Consider the following 16,601-nt stretch of genomic DNA (forward strand, 5'->3'; position numbering starts at 1 on the left):
ATTAAATGTCAAGAAGTGAAGAAATAGCAAAACTAACGTCCAGTTTGAGTTTAGATTCTCAATCATTTTTAAAAGAGCTTAGTAATGTAAAAAAGCAAAGTAGAAATCTATCTAAAGATTTTGATGTAGCTACTAAAAGTATTGAAAATGCTGAAGATAAAATGGAAGCTATGACACATGCCTTACGAAAAGGTGAACGAGCTATAGAATCAAATTCTAAGAAGTTAGAAATGCAAAATAAACAGTATGATGATTTATTTAAGAAGGTTGAAAAACAGGTTAAAGCATATAATGAGTTAAAACAGCAGTTAAATGAAGCAGAAGATGCTTTAAGTAAAATGAATAAATCTGATAATGTAGAAGCATATACAAAACAAGAAAAAGCTGTAAATGACTTAAGGAAAGCACTAGAAAATAAAGCAGAGTTAATACAAAAGAACTCACATAAGTTACAACAGTACAGTACAGATATAGATAAAACTGTAAATGACATGAAGAAGTTGGAAAGGTCTATGGATGATATTAAAACATCCATGAATAACATGGACAGTGAAAATCCGTTAGAAGACTTGGGAGAATCATCTAATAAAGCTGAATCTTCTATTGCTAGTGTAGTAAATAGCATAACAGACTTAGCAGGCGTATCTAAAACAGCAGCCGCAGCAATAACAACTATTTTTACAAGTGGTATTGTAAGTGGTGCAATAAGCTATGATAAGGCTATAACATCTTTAAGAATAAATTTAAGACTAACAGAAAAGGATGCTAAATCACTTTATGATCAAATAAAGTTAATAGCTGATGATGGTTACAGTTTAGAAGGCGTTACACAAGCTACTACATTACTACAAAAAAGATTTAAATTAAGTAATCAAGAAACAAAAGATTTGGCTCAATCGATGGAATTATTAAATACTATGGGGTATGACTATAATAACCAAGTTAGATTTATGACATCAGCAGTTAATGACTTGGGCATGACTCATTCTGAAGCATTAGACATGATTATAGCAGGCGAACAAAAAGGTCTTAACATTAGTAATGACTGGTTAGATACATTGGTTGAATATACACCGATACTTAGTACATTGGGTTTAACTGGACAAGATGCATTAGCATTGATTAGTGAAGGTGTTAATGCAACGGGTTTGAGCAGTGATCAAGCTAGTGATATGATAAAAGAGTTTTTTTTATCGTTAACCGATGGTTCTGATACTAGTAAAGATGCATTTAAAGATTTAGGAATAAATATTGATAACCTAAAAAAACAAATTGATGATGGATCAATAACAAGTATTGATGCTTTGAAAAAAGTATCTAAAGCTATAATGAAGGTTGGCGATGATACAGAAAGAGCTAGGTTACTTCAAGAGATATTCAAAGGTACTGTCGAATATGGTTCTGAGGGCGTAATAGAGGCATGGTCTAACTTAGGTAATGAAGTTATAAATACTTTAGGTGCTATGGATGAAGCAAAACAAGCATATGAAGAATCATATGAGGCTATGCAACAGGACTTATCTAACGAATGGAAAGAATTATCCCAAACATTAGGCTCTATGGTTATACCTGGTTTAAGTAATGTAATGGATTATACCAACAAAGTTATGGATACTCTTAAATTATTGCCTATGGCTTTCCAATTCTTAGGTAATGATATAGGTAATGTATTCGATGGAATGAGTGGTAAAGTTAAAGAATTTGTATTGGCAGCAGGCGAAGATCTTGCTGGAATGTTTGAGTTCTTAAATCTTAATGACGCAGCAAAAGACGTTCGAGAATGGTTAAAACCAGTAGAAGAAGAACATAAGGCACTATCTGAAAGAATAAGACAACGTAATGAAGAAAATGCTAGACTAGATAAAGAGTTTTCTAGGATTTTTCATGCTACATGGGATGATATAACTGGTACATATGAAAATATTCCCGAAGAAGTTAAGACTAAGTTTACAGTTGAAACTGAAGAAGATAAGCAAAAGGTATTAGACTTATATAATGTGTATGAACAGCTACCCGAAGAAGTGCAAACTTTAATTAGCGCTGATAATTATGCAGCTTTAGAAGGTGCTAAAACTTTTGAAGATGTACTTAAAAACATACCAACTGAAAAGTTAGTATCAATTCTAAGCAACATTGATTCAAGTGGAACAATGACACCAGAAACATTACAACAAATTCTTAATGCCTTACCTGAAGAAGAACGTGTAAAAATACAAGCTAATATAGCAAATCAAGAGGCAATTAAGAAGACAACTGAAGATATTAAAAATATGCCGAAGGAAACAACGACAAATGTAAATGTAAATACTGGTGATAGTGCTACTAAAACTCAAAAAGTTAAGCAAGATATAGAACAATTGGATGGTAAAACATCAACTACTAAATTTGATGCTAACACAAAAGCAGCTCAAAATAACATAAATGCATTAAATAAAAATACTAGTGATTTTGATGCAAAACATACAGGCAGAACTAAGTTAATTAACTTTAGTGCAAATACAGGTCCCGCAAGTAGAAGTGTAACAGCTTTAAAAACCAATGTATCTGATTTTGTATCAAGATTTGCTAAAACTTTTACAACTACATTTAAAGTTGTTACAAAATATGAAACGCAAGGATCACCAACTCAACAAAGTAGTGGTGCAAAACCTGGTACACAATCTGTTAATTTACATCCTGAAACAAGATTAATAAGTAGTAGGGTATTAGATTTAAACTACTTAAATACAAATGTAAATACAGATAAATTAAAGGTATCTACTTTTGATATGCCTAAAATTAAATTATCAGATGTGAATTATACATCACCTACTTTTACTACTTCTCAAACGAAAACGATTGTTGAAGATAATTCTAGTGTGAATTTTCATGCCCCTTTGATAGTTGTTGAAGGAAATGCTGATAAGAATACAGTTAATAGTATAGAAAAAGTAAGTGATAGTTTAATTAATGAAATAATTAAGAAAATAGATAATAAAAATGAAAAACAGCGTCGTTTACAAGGTAGATAAAATACATATTTTAATGAGTTTGCAAATTTATTAAATTGGCCTATAGTATTCCGAAAAGGAGTATTATAGGCCTTATTTTTTAGTATTAAACAAGATATTACAATAATAGGTGTCAGCGGAGTAGATGTAACTATTCCATCTGTACTGGTTCAAAAAATAGATATGTAAATACTAAGGCTATAGGTAAATTCAATAATGAAAAACTATAGCCTTTTCTTATATAAATTTAATAATATTTGAGTATGTAAATTCTACATAACTAGTTACTATAATACGTTTGAAGACTAATTTAAATATATCTTAAGCTATTTCCTCAACGTGACATATAAAATCAACTAGTATATTTCTATCATCCCAACTATCATCCATTCTTAATGTTATATTCAATTCTTCATGTACACTGATATTAGGATCTGTACATACATAATATTCACTAATATTAACTAATGTCCCTTCCAAATCACCATAAAAACCATCTGCCAATCTATATTTTTTTCCTAATTCTAATTCCACTTCATTAACAAATTCATTGTTTATTACTACACTTCTCATTTGTATTCCCCCTTAAATTTATCAATTGTTTTAAGGCTACACATATGATATAATCTAATTGTGACTTAGGGCTTATACCATTGTGTGTAGGCTCTTTTTTATTTAAATATTTTAAATATATTCCATATACTAAATGTTGTTTTATTATAAACTTTATTATAGGCGGCTTTTTTAGGATTTTTAATCCAACCCATTCCTTTTTTACCATACCCAGGTATAACAGCTTTTTTGACTTGCCTTTTGAGTTTACCAGTAGTATGTGCTTTGATGGATTTTTTTAAGTTAGGTTTTCTTATACCAGTCTTCATTTTATTCTCCTTTCTGTATTTATTTGAGGTGTGATTCTCCCTACTCAATGGAGCAGGGATTAGTTTTACTTTTTCTTGATAGTTATTGTTTTACTTTCTTCATTAAAAGTAACTTCAACGGTTCTGTCATCCTTAGTTATATTCATTTCTTTAACCCATGCTATTGGAATCGTCAATCTACTAGTAATACTTCCTGATCCAGATTTAGCAAACATAACATTCAAGTCTCTTTTTTCTTTCATTTGTTCACCTCTTAATTTAATTATATAACGACTCGTTAATTAAGTCAATTAATTTTTCAAATAAAGATAATTAATCTAAATGATTGGTTATCTTTATTTTAATTTTATGGAAAAGTACAAGCACAATATTAACTAACTATACATAATATTAACTAAGATTATAAAATCTTATAAAAAATTAGATAAGGAGGTTATGATGGCATATAAACCAATAGTTATACCTGTTAGCTTTAAAACAACCGATTTGGATGATAAATTATTGCTAGATTGGTTGGAAGATAAATTTAGGTCATATGGGAATAATAAGAGTGCATATATCAAAAGTATATTAAGGGAAAAGATGAAAGAAGAGTTGGAAGAAAAATAAAAATTAAAAAGGACTCCTATCGACCCTCAGAAAGCAATAGGAATCCTAACACAGTGAACTATAAAAATATAATTCAATATATATTTCTACAATACGCAATTAAATCCTTCAAATTAATTAACAAAATGGATTTATTTGGAAAAAATTCGTGATATGAAAGTTAAAAAAACGGAGCTGAATCAAAATATAAAATAAAAAGACTCCTTAACGGAATCTAAAAAAATCTAACGGCTATTTCAACAAATGCGTAACAAGTTATATATCCACCAAAGAAAATCATTCCAGAAGTCATATCGTACCTCCAAAGATAAATTTATTATAAGATTATTGTTTCTAAAATAGGAGGATTTTATCCATGTTATTTACTATAAATGAAGTTAAAATTTATACTTTTGAGGAGTTTAGAGCAATACAAGAAAATAAGCAATCGGTATTATTAAATGATGAATTAAGTTATTTAGACGCAGTAATAGGACATATAGAAAGAAATAAAAGAAAATATATGACATTAGTGCTAATAATAGCATTAACAGTTGATTTGAGTACAGTAACATCATTTGCGATGGATACAACAGCTATAGATAAAGCTGGTATGCAAATATTGGAGTTAATTAGAAAAGTTGGTTACTGGATAGGGATAATACTTTGTAGCAAAGATGTAATAAAGCATTGTATGAGAGGTCATTTAGATAGTGTTGGAAGTATAGTGGCAATGTATGGTCTAGGATTTGGAGTTCTATATTTCTTACCTTGGTTATTTGATTTAATAAAAGGATTATTCTAGGAGGTATTTATTATGGATTGGATATTTAGTAAACTTAATGGAATTTTAATAACTACATCATCTTTAATGTATTGGGTATGTTTATTTGCATCGATGATATGTATATTGTTAGGTATGGCAGGTAGTGAGAAGTTTAAAAATGGAACTACTGTATCAGTGATAATCTATACTATACTTCAATGTATATTCAGCGTTGTAATTAAATAGGAAGTCATTATGTTATGAAGGTTAAATCTATAAAGATAAGTGATTATTTTGAAATAGTTAATCCGAAGTATGTTTTCTTTAAATTAATACCTCATTCTAGTTGCAAGAATAATAGCTCTGATAAATTAGCGCAGTTAGTCAATAAGATGTATTTAGATTTAACTAAGAGGGTTTATAAAGATCAACAGAAAATATTCTTTAAAACTGAATGTAAAGTTAGTTACTATATCTATTTAGAAAAAAGTAAGGCAGAATTTTACTTTATAATACCAGTACCATATAAAAGGTTATTCAAAGAAAAAATTTCTGATACATGGAGAAATGTTGAAATAAAAGAAGTTAATGAATTACCTCAATTCTCAAAAGATGCTACAAAGTATAGTTTATCGTATAAGAAGGCTGACGCACTGTCATTGGCAGTTGATAAACGTAATAACGACTTACTATCAAGCACACTTAACATAATGGATATATTAGAATCTGAAAATAATGATAAGATAGGGATAATTTATAACTTTGTCCCTTCTTCTCCAACTATTCTTAATTCATTCAAAGATTATCATAAAGAGGTTATGGAGAAATATAGAAAGAATAAGCCACTTGATAAAAATAAAAAGAATATTTGGTACATCATCAAAGTAGCATTTGGATTTTTAGCAAATACTATAGATGGACTAATAGAAGGGACTCAGAATGATTTAAAAGCACCTATTCAAAATAACATAACTCTTATTCAAAATAAAGAATTATCTAAGGCAACTTATAAGAAAGAAAACTCTGTATTATGCAGAAGTCAAATTATGGTATTATCTGAATCAAGTAATACTCAAAATCAAGAAGTTAATGCAAGAGCTACATGTGAAAATTTTTCAATAATAGATGAAGATAATGCACTTATTTATGATGAAGTAAAAAAAGACTTCGATATATTAGACTATCAATACCCATGCAAACTTAATGATACTAGCACTCAAGAATGTAGCAACTTTTTACAAATGCCAGGTCGTGAATTATTGCAACATTTTAAAGATATTGAACACTTAAAAGTATTAGAAAATCCAGTTCCCAAAGAGCTACAAACAGGGTTCTTTAGGCTTGGTAATGTAAAGGTTAAAGAAACAAATACCAATGCGTACAAGTCTAATGATAACCAGCTATCACGTTTAGGCATGGCGTATCTTGGTTGTATGGGAGCTGGTAAAACTACTTTCATGACTAATAATGCAAGTGATATTATTCAAGCTGGTTATGGTCTTGTTAACATAGATATAATTAATAATTGTGAATTATCTGAGTCGATTAAATCAATAACTCCTAAAGATAAACTAATAGAGATTGATTGTAGTAATCCTAATCAGATACAGAGTTTTGCATATAATGAAATACAGATAAATGATAGTATGTCTGATTATGAAAAGATAACAAATGCAACACTTCATACACAACAAATCGCAGTATTACTAGACTCCATTAATGATGACACATCCAAACTAAGTCCAAAGATGCTTAAATACTTATACGCAGCAGGTACAGTTGTATTTACTACAAAATATAATGCAAGTTTAAAAGATGTAATAAACTGTCTCACAATACCAGGTAAACGAAAATCATTTATTGATTCTTTATCAAAGTCACTGAGGGCATTATTAGAAGATGAAGTGTATACCCTTCAAGAACTTGATAAAGAAGAGAAGAGTGGTAAAATATCTAATAACGATTCTAAGGTTGAAGGCATTATTGATAGATCTATACACCTTAAAACTTCATCACACACTAAGTTGGCTTTTATGAAGTCTAGCGAAAATAACTTAAATTTTGTTGATTTATTAAGTCAAAATAAAGTTATATTAATTAAAATACCCGAATCAAAATTCCCTAGTAAAATGATTCGTAACATCTTAGCAACATACTTTTTAAGCAGAATATGGCTCAGTAAACAGATATTAGCAACTACAACACAACCTAAAACATTTTTATTCTTTGATGAATTTTACAAGTGCCATAACTGTCAATTATTGTATCAAGATATATTTGTAGAAGCACGTAAATTTGATTTAGTATCCATTGTTGCATTACATTACCTTAATCAACTAACGCAACAATGCAAAGAAGCATTAAAGGCTTCAGGAACATCATATTTGTTAATACAAGGAGCTGATGTAAAAGCTTATCAGGATTTAAAATCTAACTTAATACAATTTGGTTACGAAGAAGATGACTTATTAAATCTTGAAAGATACCATGCCCTTGCATTAATTAAAACGACTAAAAATTACGCTTCATTTATTACTAAATTACCACCACCTATAAATTAGGTTTGGTGGTTTTTAGTGTTTCCAATGGTTGTAGCTTTTGCATTAAAAAGGCATGAAGTTAGCCTAATTCGCTAAAGCTAACATAACCGCTTACTTCATATGACACTACGACTAGCGTCGCTTAACGCTTACATATTCGCTACGCATGTTATAGCGTATGATAGTTAGTAGTAAAAAGTTGCATGTCCTCCTATAAAATTTTAGTTTTATAGTAAATTATATTTAATTGTTATAAATAAATAGATTGATTATTTTAAGAAACACAAGAAAAGTATGATTTTATCAAAATTTAATCTTATCTTATATCCTTATATAGTATAATACAGTTATAAAATTAATTTAAATGAGGGGGATAATTGAGTGAAGGTTTTAGATATTGATATGGATTATTTTTTAGAAGATGTACCTTATTCCATACCTCAAGAGTGTACAAGTAGAGTTAGTGAAGATTATAAACCTTGGAATAAAGAGAAAATTATTGATTTTATTGAAAATAACTTGGGACTTTCAACAAACAGTAAAATCAAAGGTAAAATAGTACAAAATCACCATGAAGCATTATATTATTGGAATGATTTAGTAAGTATTGAAGCCCTTAGAGCACCTTTTGAAGTGATACATGTAGACTCGCATGCTGATTTAGGGTTAGGTTTTGCTTCTCAATTTTTTATTTTTGAAAATTTATTAGGTTTAGATGTAGATAAAAGGGTTAATATTCCAAATTACGAAAATCTATTTGAAGAATATAGTTTGCCTGGAATAGGTGATTATCTTCTATTTGCAATTGCTTTTAGATGGATTTCTAAACTTACATATGTTGCTAATCCAAATGGATTTGGTGATGATTATCCAATATTTATTATGAAAAATTTTCAAGATTCAAGCGGAATAATACAATTACCCTATAATAATAAATATAAATTAACAAAATTATTTGAATTATTTGGTGACAATAGAACTAGTATGGAAAAAAAATACTTAAATAATTCAATATTAGAGCCTGAAGTTCCATTTGAGATTAAAAAAAATATTGATGATGTAAAATATAATGGAGATTTTGACTTTATTACATTTTGTATTTCTCCTAATTATACTCCTAAAAGTGCAGATTTTATTATTGATATCTTTAAAGAGTATATAGAAATAGATTAATTCACTTTTTGTAGTATATATAGTTAAATTTTTACAATAAAATTTCATTTAAATTCGATATTTTATTTTATATAAGGACTCCGAAATGTTTTGGAGTCCTTATTATATTTCTATTTAAATAAGAGCATACCATAATCAACTAATATAGCTAATAAAATAATCCCGATAACTCCAGTATCAATATATCAATTTATAACTATTTCTAAAAAGTAATCATATGAAACAAATTACTCACCATATTTTAATCTTTGACTTTCTTTTATTTTAAGATCTAATTCTTCAGGAGAATATTTAGTAAATGATTCTTTAAAATTATGAAAGCTAGTTTTCTTAAACTCATGTTTAATACTACGGTTATTAAATTTTTTACTTTGGACTTCGAATAAATGTTTCTCTAATGCTTCAGCACTACCAAAACTAAATATAGCGTCATTATTAGATCCAGCATTAAATCTATTTTTATGGTTGTACTTTGGCTCAAAATTGTCTATAATATTATTATAATTTTGTATATTTGATTTGTTAAAGTCCTTGTTATTGCGAGTAACAGGGGCTTTTTTCTTTTCTATAAAGTTTTTATCATTGTTATATATCTCTTTTATATATCCAAAAGTATAAGACTCTGGATTGATTTCATTAGCAATTTCTATAGATTTTAATAGTTTATCTGTATTACAAGTAGACACAAATTCTTTTTGCGTATCAGTTAACTTTCTTTTAAGTTTGCACTTAGTTTCTACTATTGTTACATTAATGTTTTTATCTATTGACTCTTCTTGTTCATGATGTTCTTCTACAACTACTGAATAAGTATTATTATTAAGTATTATTATAGAGTCACAGTCTCCAGAGTTACAGTCTGTATCTATGGATTTATCCATGTGCATAGTCTGTGTAATTGGTGTTTTTTCAACGTTTTTATCTACATTCACAGTCTGTGTATCTGGACTATTTCCATTTACAGAAACTATAGTACCCTTCTTTTTAAAACCATTGTTTACAGTTTTATAAACATTTTTCTTTATTTCTTTAGCCTTATTAAACCTATCATCGTCATTTAACTCTGATTCATCTAATAATTCATATTCGTAGTAGAAAGTACCTGTCTCTTCATCTTTCATTTTGTATACTTTTAAGTATCCTAATTCTTGTAACTCTTTCCATGTTCTATCAAATGCAGTTCTACCTTCTTCTGAAATCTCCATTAAGAAACTTTTGTATAAATCAAAATCTGGTATAGTTATGTAACTTTGTATTAAAGAGTAAAGTCCCTTGGCACTAAACGATAAGAACTTATCTCTTAGTGCATAATTACTAACTTGAGTGAAGTATATTTTTTTCTTTCTAAATTTACCATTATTATTTTTCATTTTATTATCTCCTTAACATGTTTTGATGCAAAACATATTAAATTGAATTTGTTGACGTCACCAAAAGATTTTGTATCCATTATGACACCATTAAACATCATCATGCTATAACTTATATCTAATAAACCCTAGTATAAAGCAACAATAATGAGCATATAAGATGCTTATAACAATAAGTTCTCTTGGTATAGCGGGTCTTCCTGGTACAGCAACAATGGCTGTTTCAGTAGTTTTATCAGGTGTTGGATTAGGAGCTCATTTCCCACTAGCTGCTGGTATAATAGCAATAGATCCTATATTAGATATGGGACGTACTATGATAAATGTAAATGGAGCTAGTACAACAGCTATAGCAGTTGGAAAGTCTTTAGGAAAATTAGATAAAGACGTTTTCAATGGAAGTGAAAATAAGAGTAATAGTGAGAAAACAGCTTAGTTATATATATATTAAAAAGAGTTGCTTTTAGATTTGTAAATTTAAAAGCAACTCTTTTTTTATTTATAAATGTAATATAAAATAAATCAAAATTAAAATTAATTTTAAAATTTATTATAAAACTAAAATATTTCATATTATTACAAATTAAATAAAAAAATAATAATTAAGAAAAATAAATGTGAAAAAAGTAAAAAAAATATCACTGTATACATTGCAAATAGTTGATAAGCATCTTTTGACAAATATGTCAATTGACAATATAGAAACGAATAGTTACAATTTAGTTACATAATCTTAAAAAGCATATAATATAACTTTTATATAGAACATTGAAATTTATAAAAACTTTATAGGATTATAAATAGGGGGATAATTATGAAAATTAAAGAGAAAAAAATAATTGTACTATTTTTAGCCACGTCACTATCAATAGCAGTTTTTTTAGGAGGGTATTGGACACTAAAAAAAGAACAAATATCTTTAGTAGTAAAAGGTGAAGAAATAAAAGTATCTTCTTTTAAGAAAACTGTAAGAGAACTACTTAGTGAAAATGAAATTCAGTATGATGATGATGACATAATAACTCCAAGTTTAAGTTCAGAATTAGAGGATTATATGGAAGTTAAGGTAGTTGAGGTAACTCAATCGCAATTAACTGAAAAGGAGGATATACCATACTCAGTAAAATTAATAGATGACAATGATTTGCTAAAAGGAAAAACAAAAGTAACTCAAGAGGGTAAATCAGGAGAAAAAGAAATAACTTATAATCTTACATATTATGATGGTAAATTAGTTAAAAAAGCTTTAGAAGGTGAAAAAGTATCACAAGAACCAGTTGATAAAATAGTAAAAAAGGGTATTAAAGAAGAAGTAGAGGAAGTGGTTGTAGCATCAAGATCGACTACATCAAGAAACAGCAATTCTTCTGAAAGTAAAGCAAGTAGTGCTTCAAAAAATGGAAAACATATGGTAGTTCAAGCAACAGCTTATGCAGGAGATACTATTACATCTACAGGTACAGTTCCAAAATGGGGAACTATAGCAGTAGATCCTAAAGTTATACCTTATGGTTCTAAGGTTTATATACCTCAATTTAACAAAACTTTTATAGCTGAGGATTGTGGTGGAGCAGTTAAAGGTAATATTATTGATATATTTATGGGCAGTGAAGCTGAGTGCTATAAATGGGGTAGAAGAACTATAGATATATACATAAATTAACAGATTCGCTTTACTAAAATTATAAACTATATTATTATTAAAATATGTATTTATAAAATATACTAAAAGATTTAGATTTAAAAGGAGAAATTAAATGGGATACAAAAACAACTACGAAACATGGTTAAATAATCCTTATTTTGATGTAGAAACAAAAGAGGAACTAAATTCTATCAAGGACAATGAGAAAGAAATAGAAGATAGATTCTATAAAAATTTAGAATTTGGGACAGCAGGACTTAGGGGGATAATAGCAGCAGGTACAAATAGAATAAATAAATATACTGTAAGAAGAGCGACATTTGGACTTGCTAATTACATAATAAAAAATACAACAGAAGAAGAAAAAAATAGAGGTGTCGTAATTGCACATGATAATAGACATATGTCTAGAGAATTTTGTATAGAAACAGCTAATACATTAGCTGCATGTGGAATAAAAGCATACATATTTGATGGATTAAGAACTACTCCAGAATTATCTTTCGCCGTAAGAAAGCTAAATACTATAGCTGGTATAGTTATAACTGCAAGTCATAATCCACCAGAATACAATGGATATAAAGTATACTGGGAAGATGGGGCACAAGTTATGCCAGAAATAGCAAATGCGATAACTGATGAAATTAATAGTATAGATGACTATAGTAAAATACCTACTATAACTGAAGAAAATAAAAATTTAGTTGTGATGTTAGATGAAGAACAAGATACTGCTTTTATTGAAGCTGTAAAAACACAATCAATTAGAAAAGATGTTATAGAAAAAGTAGGAAAAGAATTTAAAATAGTTTACACTCCTTTATGTGGAACAGGAAATGTACCTATAAAAAGAGCTTTAAATGAAGTTGGATTTGAAAATGTATTAATAGTTCCAGAAGAGGAAATGCCAGATCCTAACTTTGCTGGAATAGAATATCCTAATCCAGAGGAACAAAAAGCTTTAACAAGAGGTATAGCACTTGCAAAAACAAGTGGTTCAGATCTTGTAATAGCAACTGACCCTGATTGTGATAGAGTTGGAGTAGCAGTTAAAACTGTTAGCGGAGAATATGCTCTTTTAACAGGTAACCAAATAGGTGGACTTTTAACTAACTATATAATAGAAGGATTAAAAGAAAATAATAAATTAAAAGAAGATTCAGTTCTTATAAAGACTATAGTTACATCAGAGTTTGGTGCAGACATAGCAAAAGCTAATGATATAGATGTATTAAATGTACTTACAGGGTTTAAATTTATAGGTGAAAAAATAAAATCTTTTGAAGAAACTAATAAAAATACTTATTTATTTGGATATGAAGAAAGTTATGGATATCTTGTAGGAACTCATGCTAGAGATAAAGATGGTGTTGTAGCATCATTATTAATAGCTGAGATGGCAGCTTACTACTATTCAAAAGGAATGAGTTTATATGAAGGATTATTAGAATTATATAAAAAATACTCATTCTTTAAAGAAAAGACTATATCAATAACATTAAAAGGTAAAGAAGGTATTGAAAAAATACAAGAAATAATAAGCTACTTTAGAAATACTAAGATAGAATCAATAAATGATGTTAAAGTAGTTGAATTAAAAGACTACAAAGAAGGAATAGATAATCTTCCTAAGGCAGATGTTTTAAAATACTTCTTAGAAGATGAATCTTGGATAGCAGTTAGACCTTCAGGAACAGAACCTAAGCTTAAATTCTATATAGCTGTAAAAGGAAAAGATGAAGAAGAAGCTAATGCTAAATTAGATGGAATAAAAGATAGTTTAGATAAAATACTAAGTAATGTAATGGACTTAGAAACTGTATAAGAAATATAATATAATTTAAAATAAGATGATAGGGCTGATATATTAATTTAGAGCTAAGCAGCTAAAATGCTGCAAAGTGAATTGAATTTTTATGTTAGCCCTTTATTTTTTTCAATAATTTGTGATGGTATAATTTAGAGGTAAAATATTTGTGTATTTTATTCATATTAATTAAATATTATAGTAGTAGAAAATAAGGAGGTGGATAGGATAAAAGAATGTTAAAATTAAATAAAGAAGAAATTATTAAAATAATAAGAACATCACGATATGGAGAGATAAACTCAAGGGCCGCAGAAGTATCATTTTATTTATTACTATCCTTATTTCCTTTTATATTATTTACGATAAGTATTGTAGTATATATACCTATAATACATATTAATAGATATATATATCTATTACAAAATATAATGCCAGAAGCAGCTTTTAATATAGCTAATTCTATAATACAATCAGCAATAGAAAATAGAAGTATTAGTTTAGGAATTACAAGTTTTTTTCTAACTATGTGGACCTCTACTAGAGCTGTTAGAGCCTTAATTAGAGGGATTAATAGATCTTATAATATTCAAGAAACTAGATCTTTTATTAAAGTATTTAGTATAGCTATGATATTTACTATTATGCTTTTGTTTTTGATTTTTTCTTCTATGATATTTTTAGTATTTGGAGAAAATCTAGGACACTTTTTATTAGAATCAATAGGGGTAGATAAAGTATTAATAAATATATGGAATATATGGAGATATTTAATAGGGATAGGTACTATAGTTGTAATATTATTAAGTTTATATATATATACACCTAATAAAAAAGTAAAAGTACGTGATTCTATACCAGGTGCTATAGTAGCTACTTTTTCTTGGTTTTTAATATCATATATTTATTCTTATTATGCAAATCACTATGCTAATTATGAAGTTATTTATGGGAGTATAGGTGGAATAATTATATTAATGACTTGGATTTATTTAAGTAGCTGGGCAATATTAATTGGTTCTGAGGTAAATGCAAAGCTTTTCTATAGGAAAAATGTAAAATATAGCACTAAGATAAGGAGAAAAGTATTTAAAAATTATTAATTATATAAAAATAAATTAAAGTAGTGAATTTTAATTTATTTTGGAATATAATAAAAATACGATAATAAACAAAATATCTTAAATAGATAAATAATATTGAGATATATGGATATATTATTTGAAAAATACAAAAATATATTATAAATAAAAGCGATGAATAGGAAGAGTAAATTCAACTCGATTACCAGAGAGGAAAGCTCAAGGGCTGAAAGGCTTTCTTAATTAGAGGAATTGAAAACTACCTAGGAGCTGCTATCTGAAGTTATCATTTAGATTTTAGTAAGAATAGCCGTTTACTGCGTTAAAGTTTTGAGTGAATCTTATTATAGATTAAATTAGGTGGAACCGCGGGAATATACTCTCGTCCTTATGTTAAAGGATGGGAGTTTTTTTGTATATAAAAACTAATTTAGATTGAAATACGAACAGAGTCGTCCTGTTATATGATAGATGTCTGTTTTTTATATAAAAATAAAAAAATGGAGGTAAAAAATGAGAATAGGTATATTGGGTTATGGAACAGTAGGTAGTGGTTTAATAGATATTATAGATAAAAATAAAGATAAAAAGAATATTGAAATAGTTAGTATATTGGTAAGAGATAAGAGTAAATATGAAGGTATAAATCATTATGATAAATTGACTACTGATATAGAAGAAATATTTAGTAAAAATTTAGATGTTTTAGTAGAAGTAATGGGAGGCTTGTATCCTTCCTTAGAATATATTAAAAGAGCTTTAAAAAGCAAAATTAATGTAGTTACTGCAAATAAGGACTTATTAGCTGAGAGTGGAGATGAGTTATTAAAATTAGCAAAAGATAATAATGTAAGTATAAAATTTGAAGCTTCAGTTGGTGGCGGTATACCAGTACTTAAGCCATTAATAGAATCTTTAGAAGGTAATAATATAAATAGTATATGTGCAATATTAAATGGAACAACAAACTTTATATTATCAAAAATGTATAATGAAGGTTTATCTTATAATGAAGCATTAAAACAAGCCCAGGAGTTAGGATTTGCAGAAGCTAATCCAGATTCAGATGTATTAGGGTATGATGCCGCTAGAAAGTTATCTATTTTATCTACATTAGCTTATGATAATAGGGTTTACTGGAAAGATTTATACTTAGAAGGAATAACTAATATTGATGAAAAAGATATTGAATATGCTAAAAAGCTAAACTGTAAGATAAAGTTAGTTGGGCAAAGTAAGTATGAAGACAATAAAGTAAGTGGTTTTGTAAGACCTGTATTAGTAGGTTCTAATAGTATACTGGCAAATATAGAAAATGAATTTAATGCTGTAGTTTTAAATGGTGATTCTGTTGGAGAAGTGTCTTTTGTAGGAAAAGGTGCAGGAAAGCTTGCTACTGGTAGTGCAGTATATGGTGATGTAATGGATATTTTAAATAATAGGATTTCTTCGATAGATTCATTTACTAAAGAAAAGGTAGATGTAAATAAAGTTTTAGATGAGAATTGTAGTGCTCTTCTTAGATTTAAAAGTAATCACAAGGATGAAATATTTAGTGTATTAAAAGAAAAAATAAAGAATTATGATATTTTAAATGAAGATGAAGAACTTGCTGTATTAGTATATGCTAATTCTGAAATTGAGATAAATGATATATTATCAGAAATACAAAATAAAGGATACTGTAGCCAAGTAAATAAATTAATAAAAATAAATTAAAATATATATAGGTTCTCAAAATATTATACTTATAGGTTTT

15 protein-coding genes and 1 other annotated feature are annotated in these 16,601 nt (G+C 27.8%); of the genes, 11 read left to right on the top strand and 4 right to left on the bottom strand.

Translation table 11 applies throughout. From position 1 onward, the window contains the following. The first annotated feature begins 5 nt into the window (after nt 1–5). Complete coding sequence (locus tag H8923_RS06735; protein WP_153973162.1) at nt 6–3,011, top strand: phage tail tape measure protein; 3,006 nt, start codon at nt 6–8, stop codon at nt 3,009–3,011. A 300-nt stretch (nt 3,012–3,311) separates the two neighbouring features. On the opposite strand, the gene H8923_RS06740 is transcribed toward H8923_RS06735, so the two are convergent. The 3 genes from H8923_RS06740 to H8923_RS06750 all read right to left on the bottom strand — a co-directional run bounded on the left by H8923_RS06740 (nt 3,312) and on the right by H8923_RS06750 (nt 4,113). Beyond that, a complete protein-coding gene (locus tag H8923_RS06740) occupies nt 3,312–3,563 on the bottom strand; it encodes a hypothetical protein (protein ID WP_153973161.1) in 252 nt (83 codons plus the stop codon). A 98-nt stretch (nt 3,564–3,661) separates the two neighbouring features. Then, nucleotides 3,662–3,871: a hypothetical protein gene (locus H8923_RS06745; protein ID WP_153973160.1), complete on the bottom strand. Its 210-nt coding sequence runs from the start codon at nt 3,869–3,871 to the stop codon at nt 3,662–3,664. Between the two features lie 65 nt (nt 3,872–3,936). Further along, the gene (locus tag H8923_RS06750; RefSeq protein ID WP_153973159.1) at nt 3,937–4,113 is read right to left on the bottom strand and encodes an AbrB/MazE/SpoVT family DNA-binding domain-containing protein; all 177 of its coding nucleotides are present in this window, start codon (nt 4,111–4,113) and stop codon (nt 3,937–3,939) included. A 196-nt stretch (nt 4,114–4,309) separates the two neighbouring features. On the opposite strand from H8923_RS06750, the gene H8923_RS06755 reads away from it, so the two are divergent. From H8923_RS06755 to H8923_RS06775, 5 genes are all read left to right on the top strand, one after another. Beyond that, the gene (locus H8923_RS06755; protein ID WP_153973158.1) at nt 4,310–4,480 is read left to right on the top strand and encodes a hypothetical protein; all 171 of its coding nucleotides are present in this window, start codon (nt 4,310–4,312) and stop codon (nt 4,478–4,480) included. A 355-nt stretch (nt 4,481–4,835) separates the two neighbouring features. Beyond that, nucleotides 4,836–5,264, top strand: coding sequence for a hypothetical protein (locus tag H8923_RS06760; RefSeq protein WP_153973157.1), 429 nt, complete (start codon nt 4,836–4,838; stop codon nt 5,262–5,264). A gap of 12 nt (nt 5,265–5,276) precedes the next feature. After that, on the top strand, nt 5,277–5,471 hold the full coding sequence (locus H8923_RS06765; RefSeq protein WP_153973156.1) for a hypothetical protein: 195 nt from the start codon (nt 5,277–5,279) through the stop codon (nt 5,469–5,471). A gap of 14 nt (nt 5,472–5,485) precedes the next feature. Next, nucleotides 5,486–7,786, top strand: coding sequence for a hypothetical protein (locus H8923_RS06770; RefSeq protein ID WP_153973155.1), 2,301 nt, complete (start codon nt 5,486–5,488; stop codon nt 7,784–7,786). Between the two features lie 360 nt (nt 7,787–8,146). Next, nucleotides 8,147–8,938 carry a peptide arginase family protein gene (locus H8923_RS06775; RefSeq protein ID WP_147541220.1) on the top strand — a complete coding sequence of 264 codons (792 nt, stop codon included), beginning with the start codon at nt 8,147–8,149 and terminating at the stop codon, nt 8,936–8,938. 227 nt (nt 8,939–9,165) lie between these two features. Here the strand turns inward: H8923_RS06775 and H8923_RS06780 are convergent, their stop codons facing one another. Continuing rightward, nucleotides 9,166–10,308, bottom strand: coding sequence for a hypothetical protein (locus H8923_RS06780; RefSeq protein WP_147541219.1), 1,143 nt, complete (start codon nt 10,306–10,308; stop codon nt 9,166–9,168). Nucleotides 10,309–10,468: 160 nt separating this feature from the next. On the opposite strand from H8923_RS06780, the gene H8923_RS06785 reads away from it, so the two are divergent. The 5 genes from H8923_RS06785 to H8923_RS06805 all read left to right on the top strand — a co-directional run bounded on the left by H8923_RS06785 (nt 10,469) and on the right by H8923_RS06805 (nt 16,561). After that, on the top strand, nt 10,469–10,744 hold the full coding sequence (locus H8923_RS06785; protein WP_330596633.1) for a cation:dicarboxylate symporter family transporter: 276 nt from the start codon (nt 10,469–10,471) through the stop codon (nt 10,742–10,744). 378 nt (nt 10,745–11,122) lie between these two features. After that, nucleotides 11,123–11,971, top strand: a complete 849-nt coding sequence (locus H8923_RS06790; protein WP_153925916.1) for a 3D domain-containing protein — start codon at nt 11,123–11,125, stop codon at nt 11,969–11,971. A gap of 94 nt (nt 11,972–12,065) precedes the next feature. Continuing rightward, nucleotides 12,066–13,778, top strand: a complete 1,713-nt coding sequence (locus H8923_RS06795) for a phospho-sugar mutase (RefSeq protein ID WP_153925918.1) — start codon at nt 12,066–12,068, stop codon at nt 13,776–13,778. 218 nt (nt 13,779–13,996) lie between these two features. Continuing rightward, entirely contained in the window at nt 13,997–14,863 is an 867-nt protein-coding gene (locus H8923_RS06800) for a YihY/virulence factor BrkB family protein (protein ID WP_153925920.1), read from the top strand. Nucleotides 14,864–15,007: 144 nt separating this feature from the next. Next, nucleotides 15,008–15,235, top strand: a binding site (T-box leader). Between the two features lie 120 nt (nt 15,236–15,355). Continuing rightward, nucleotides 15,356–16,561: a homoserine dehydrogenase gene (locus tag H8923_RS06805; RefSeq protein WP_153925922.1), complete on the top strand. Its 1,206-nt coding sequence runs from the start codon at nt 15,356–15,358 to the stop codon at nt 16,559–16,561. The last annotated feature ends 40 nt before the right edge of the window (nt 16,562–16,601 follow it).

Source organism: Romboutsia faecis (genome assembly GCF_014323405.1).
GTDB lineage: Bacteria > Bacillota > Clostridia > Peptostreptococcales > Peptostreptococcaceae > Romboutsia_E > Romboutsia_E faecis.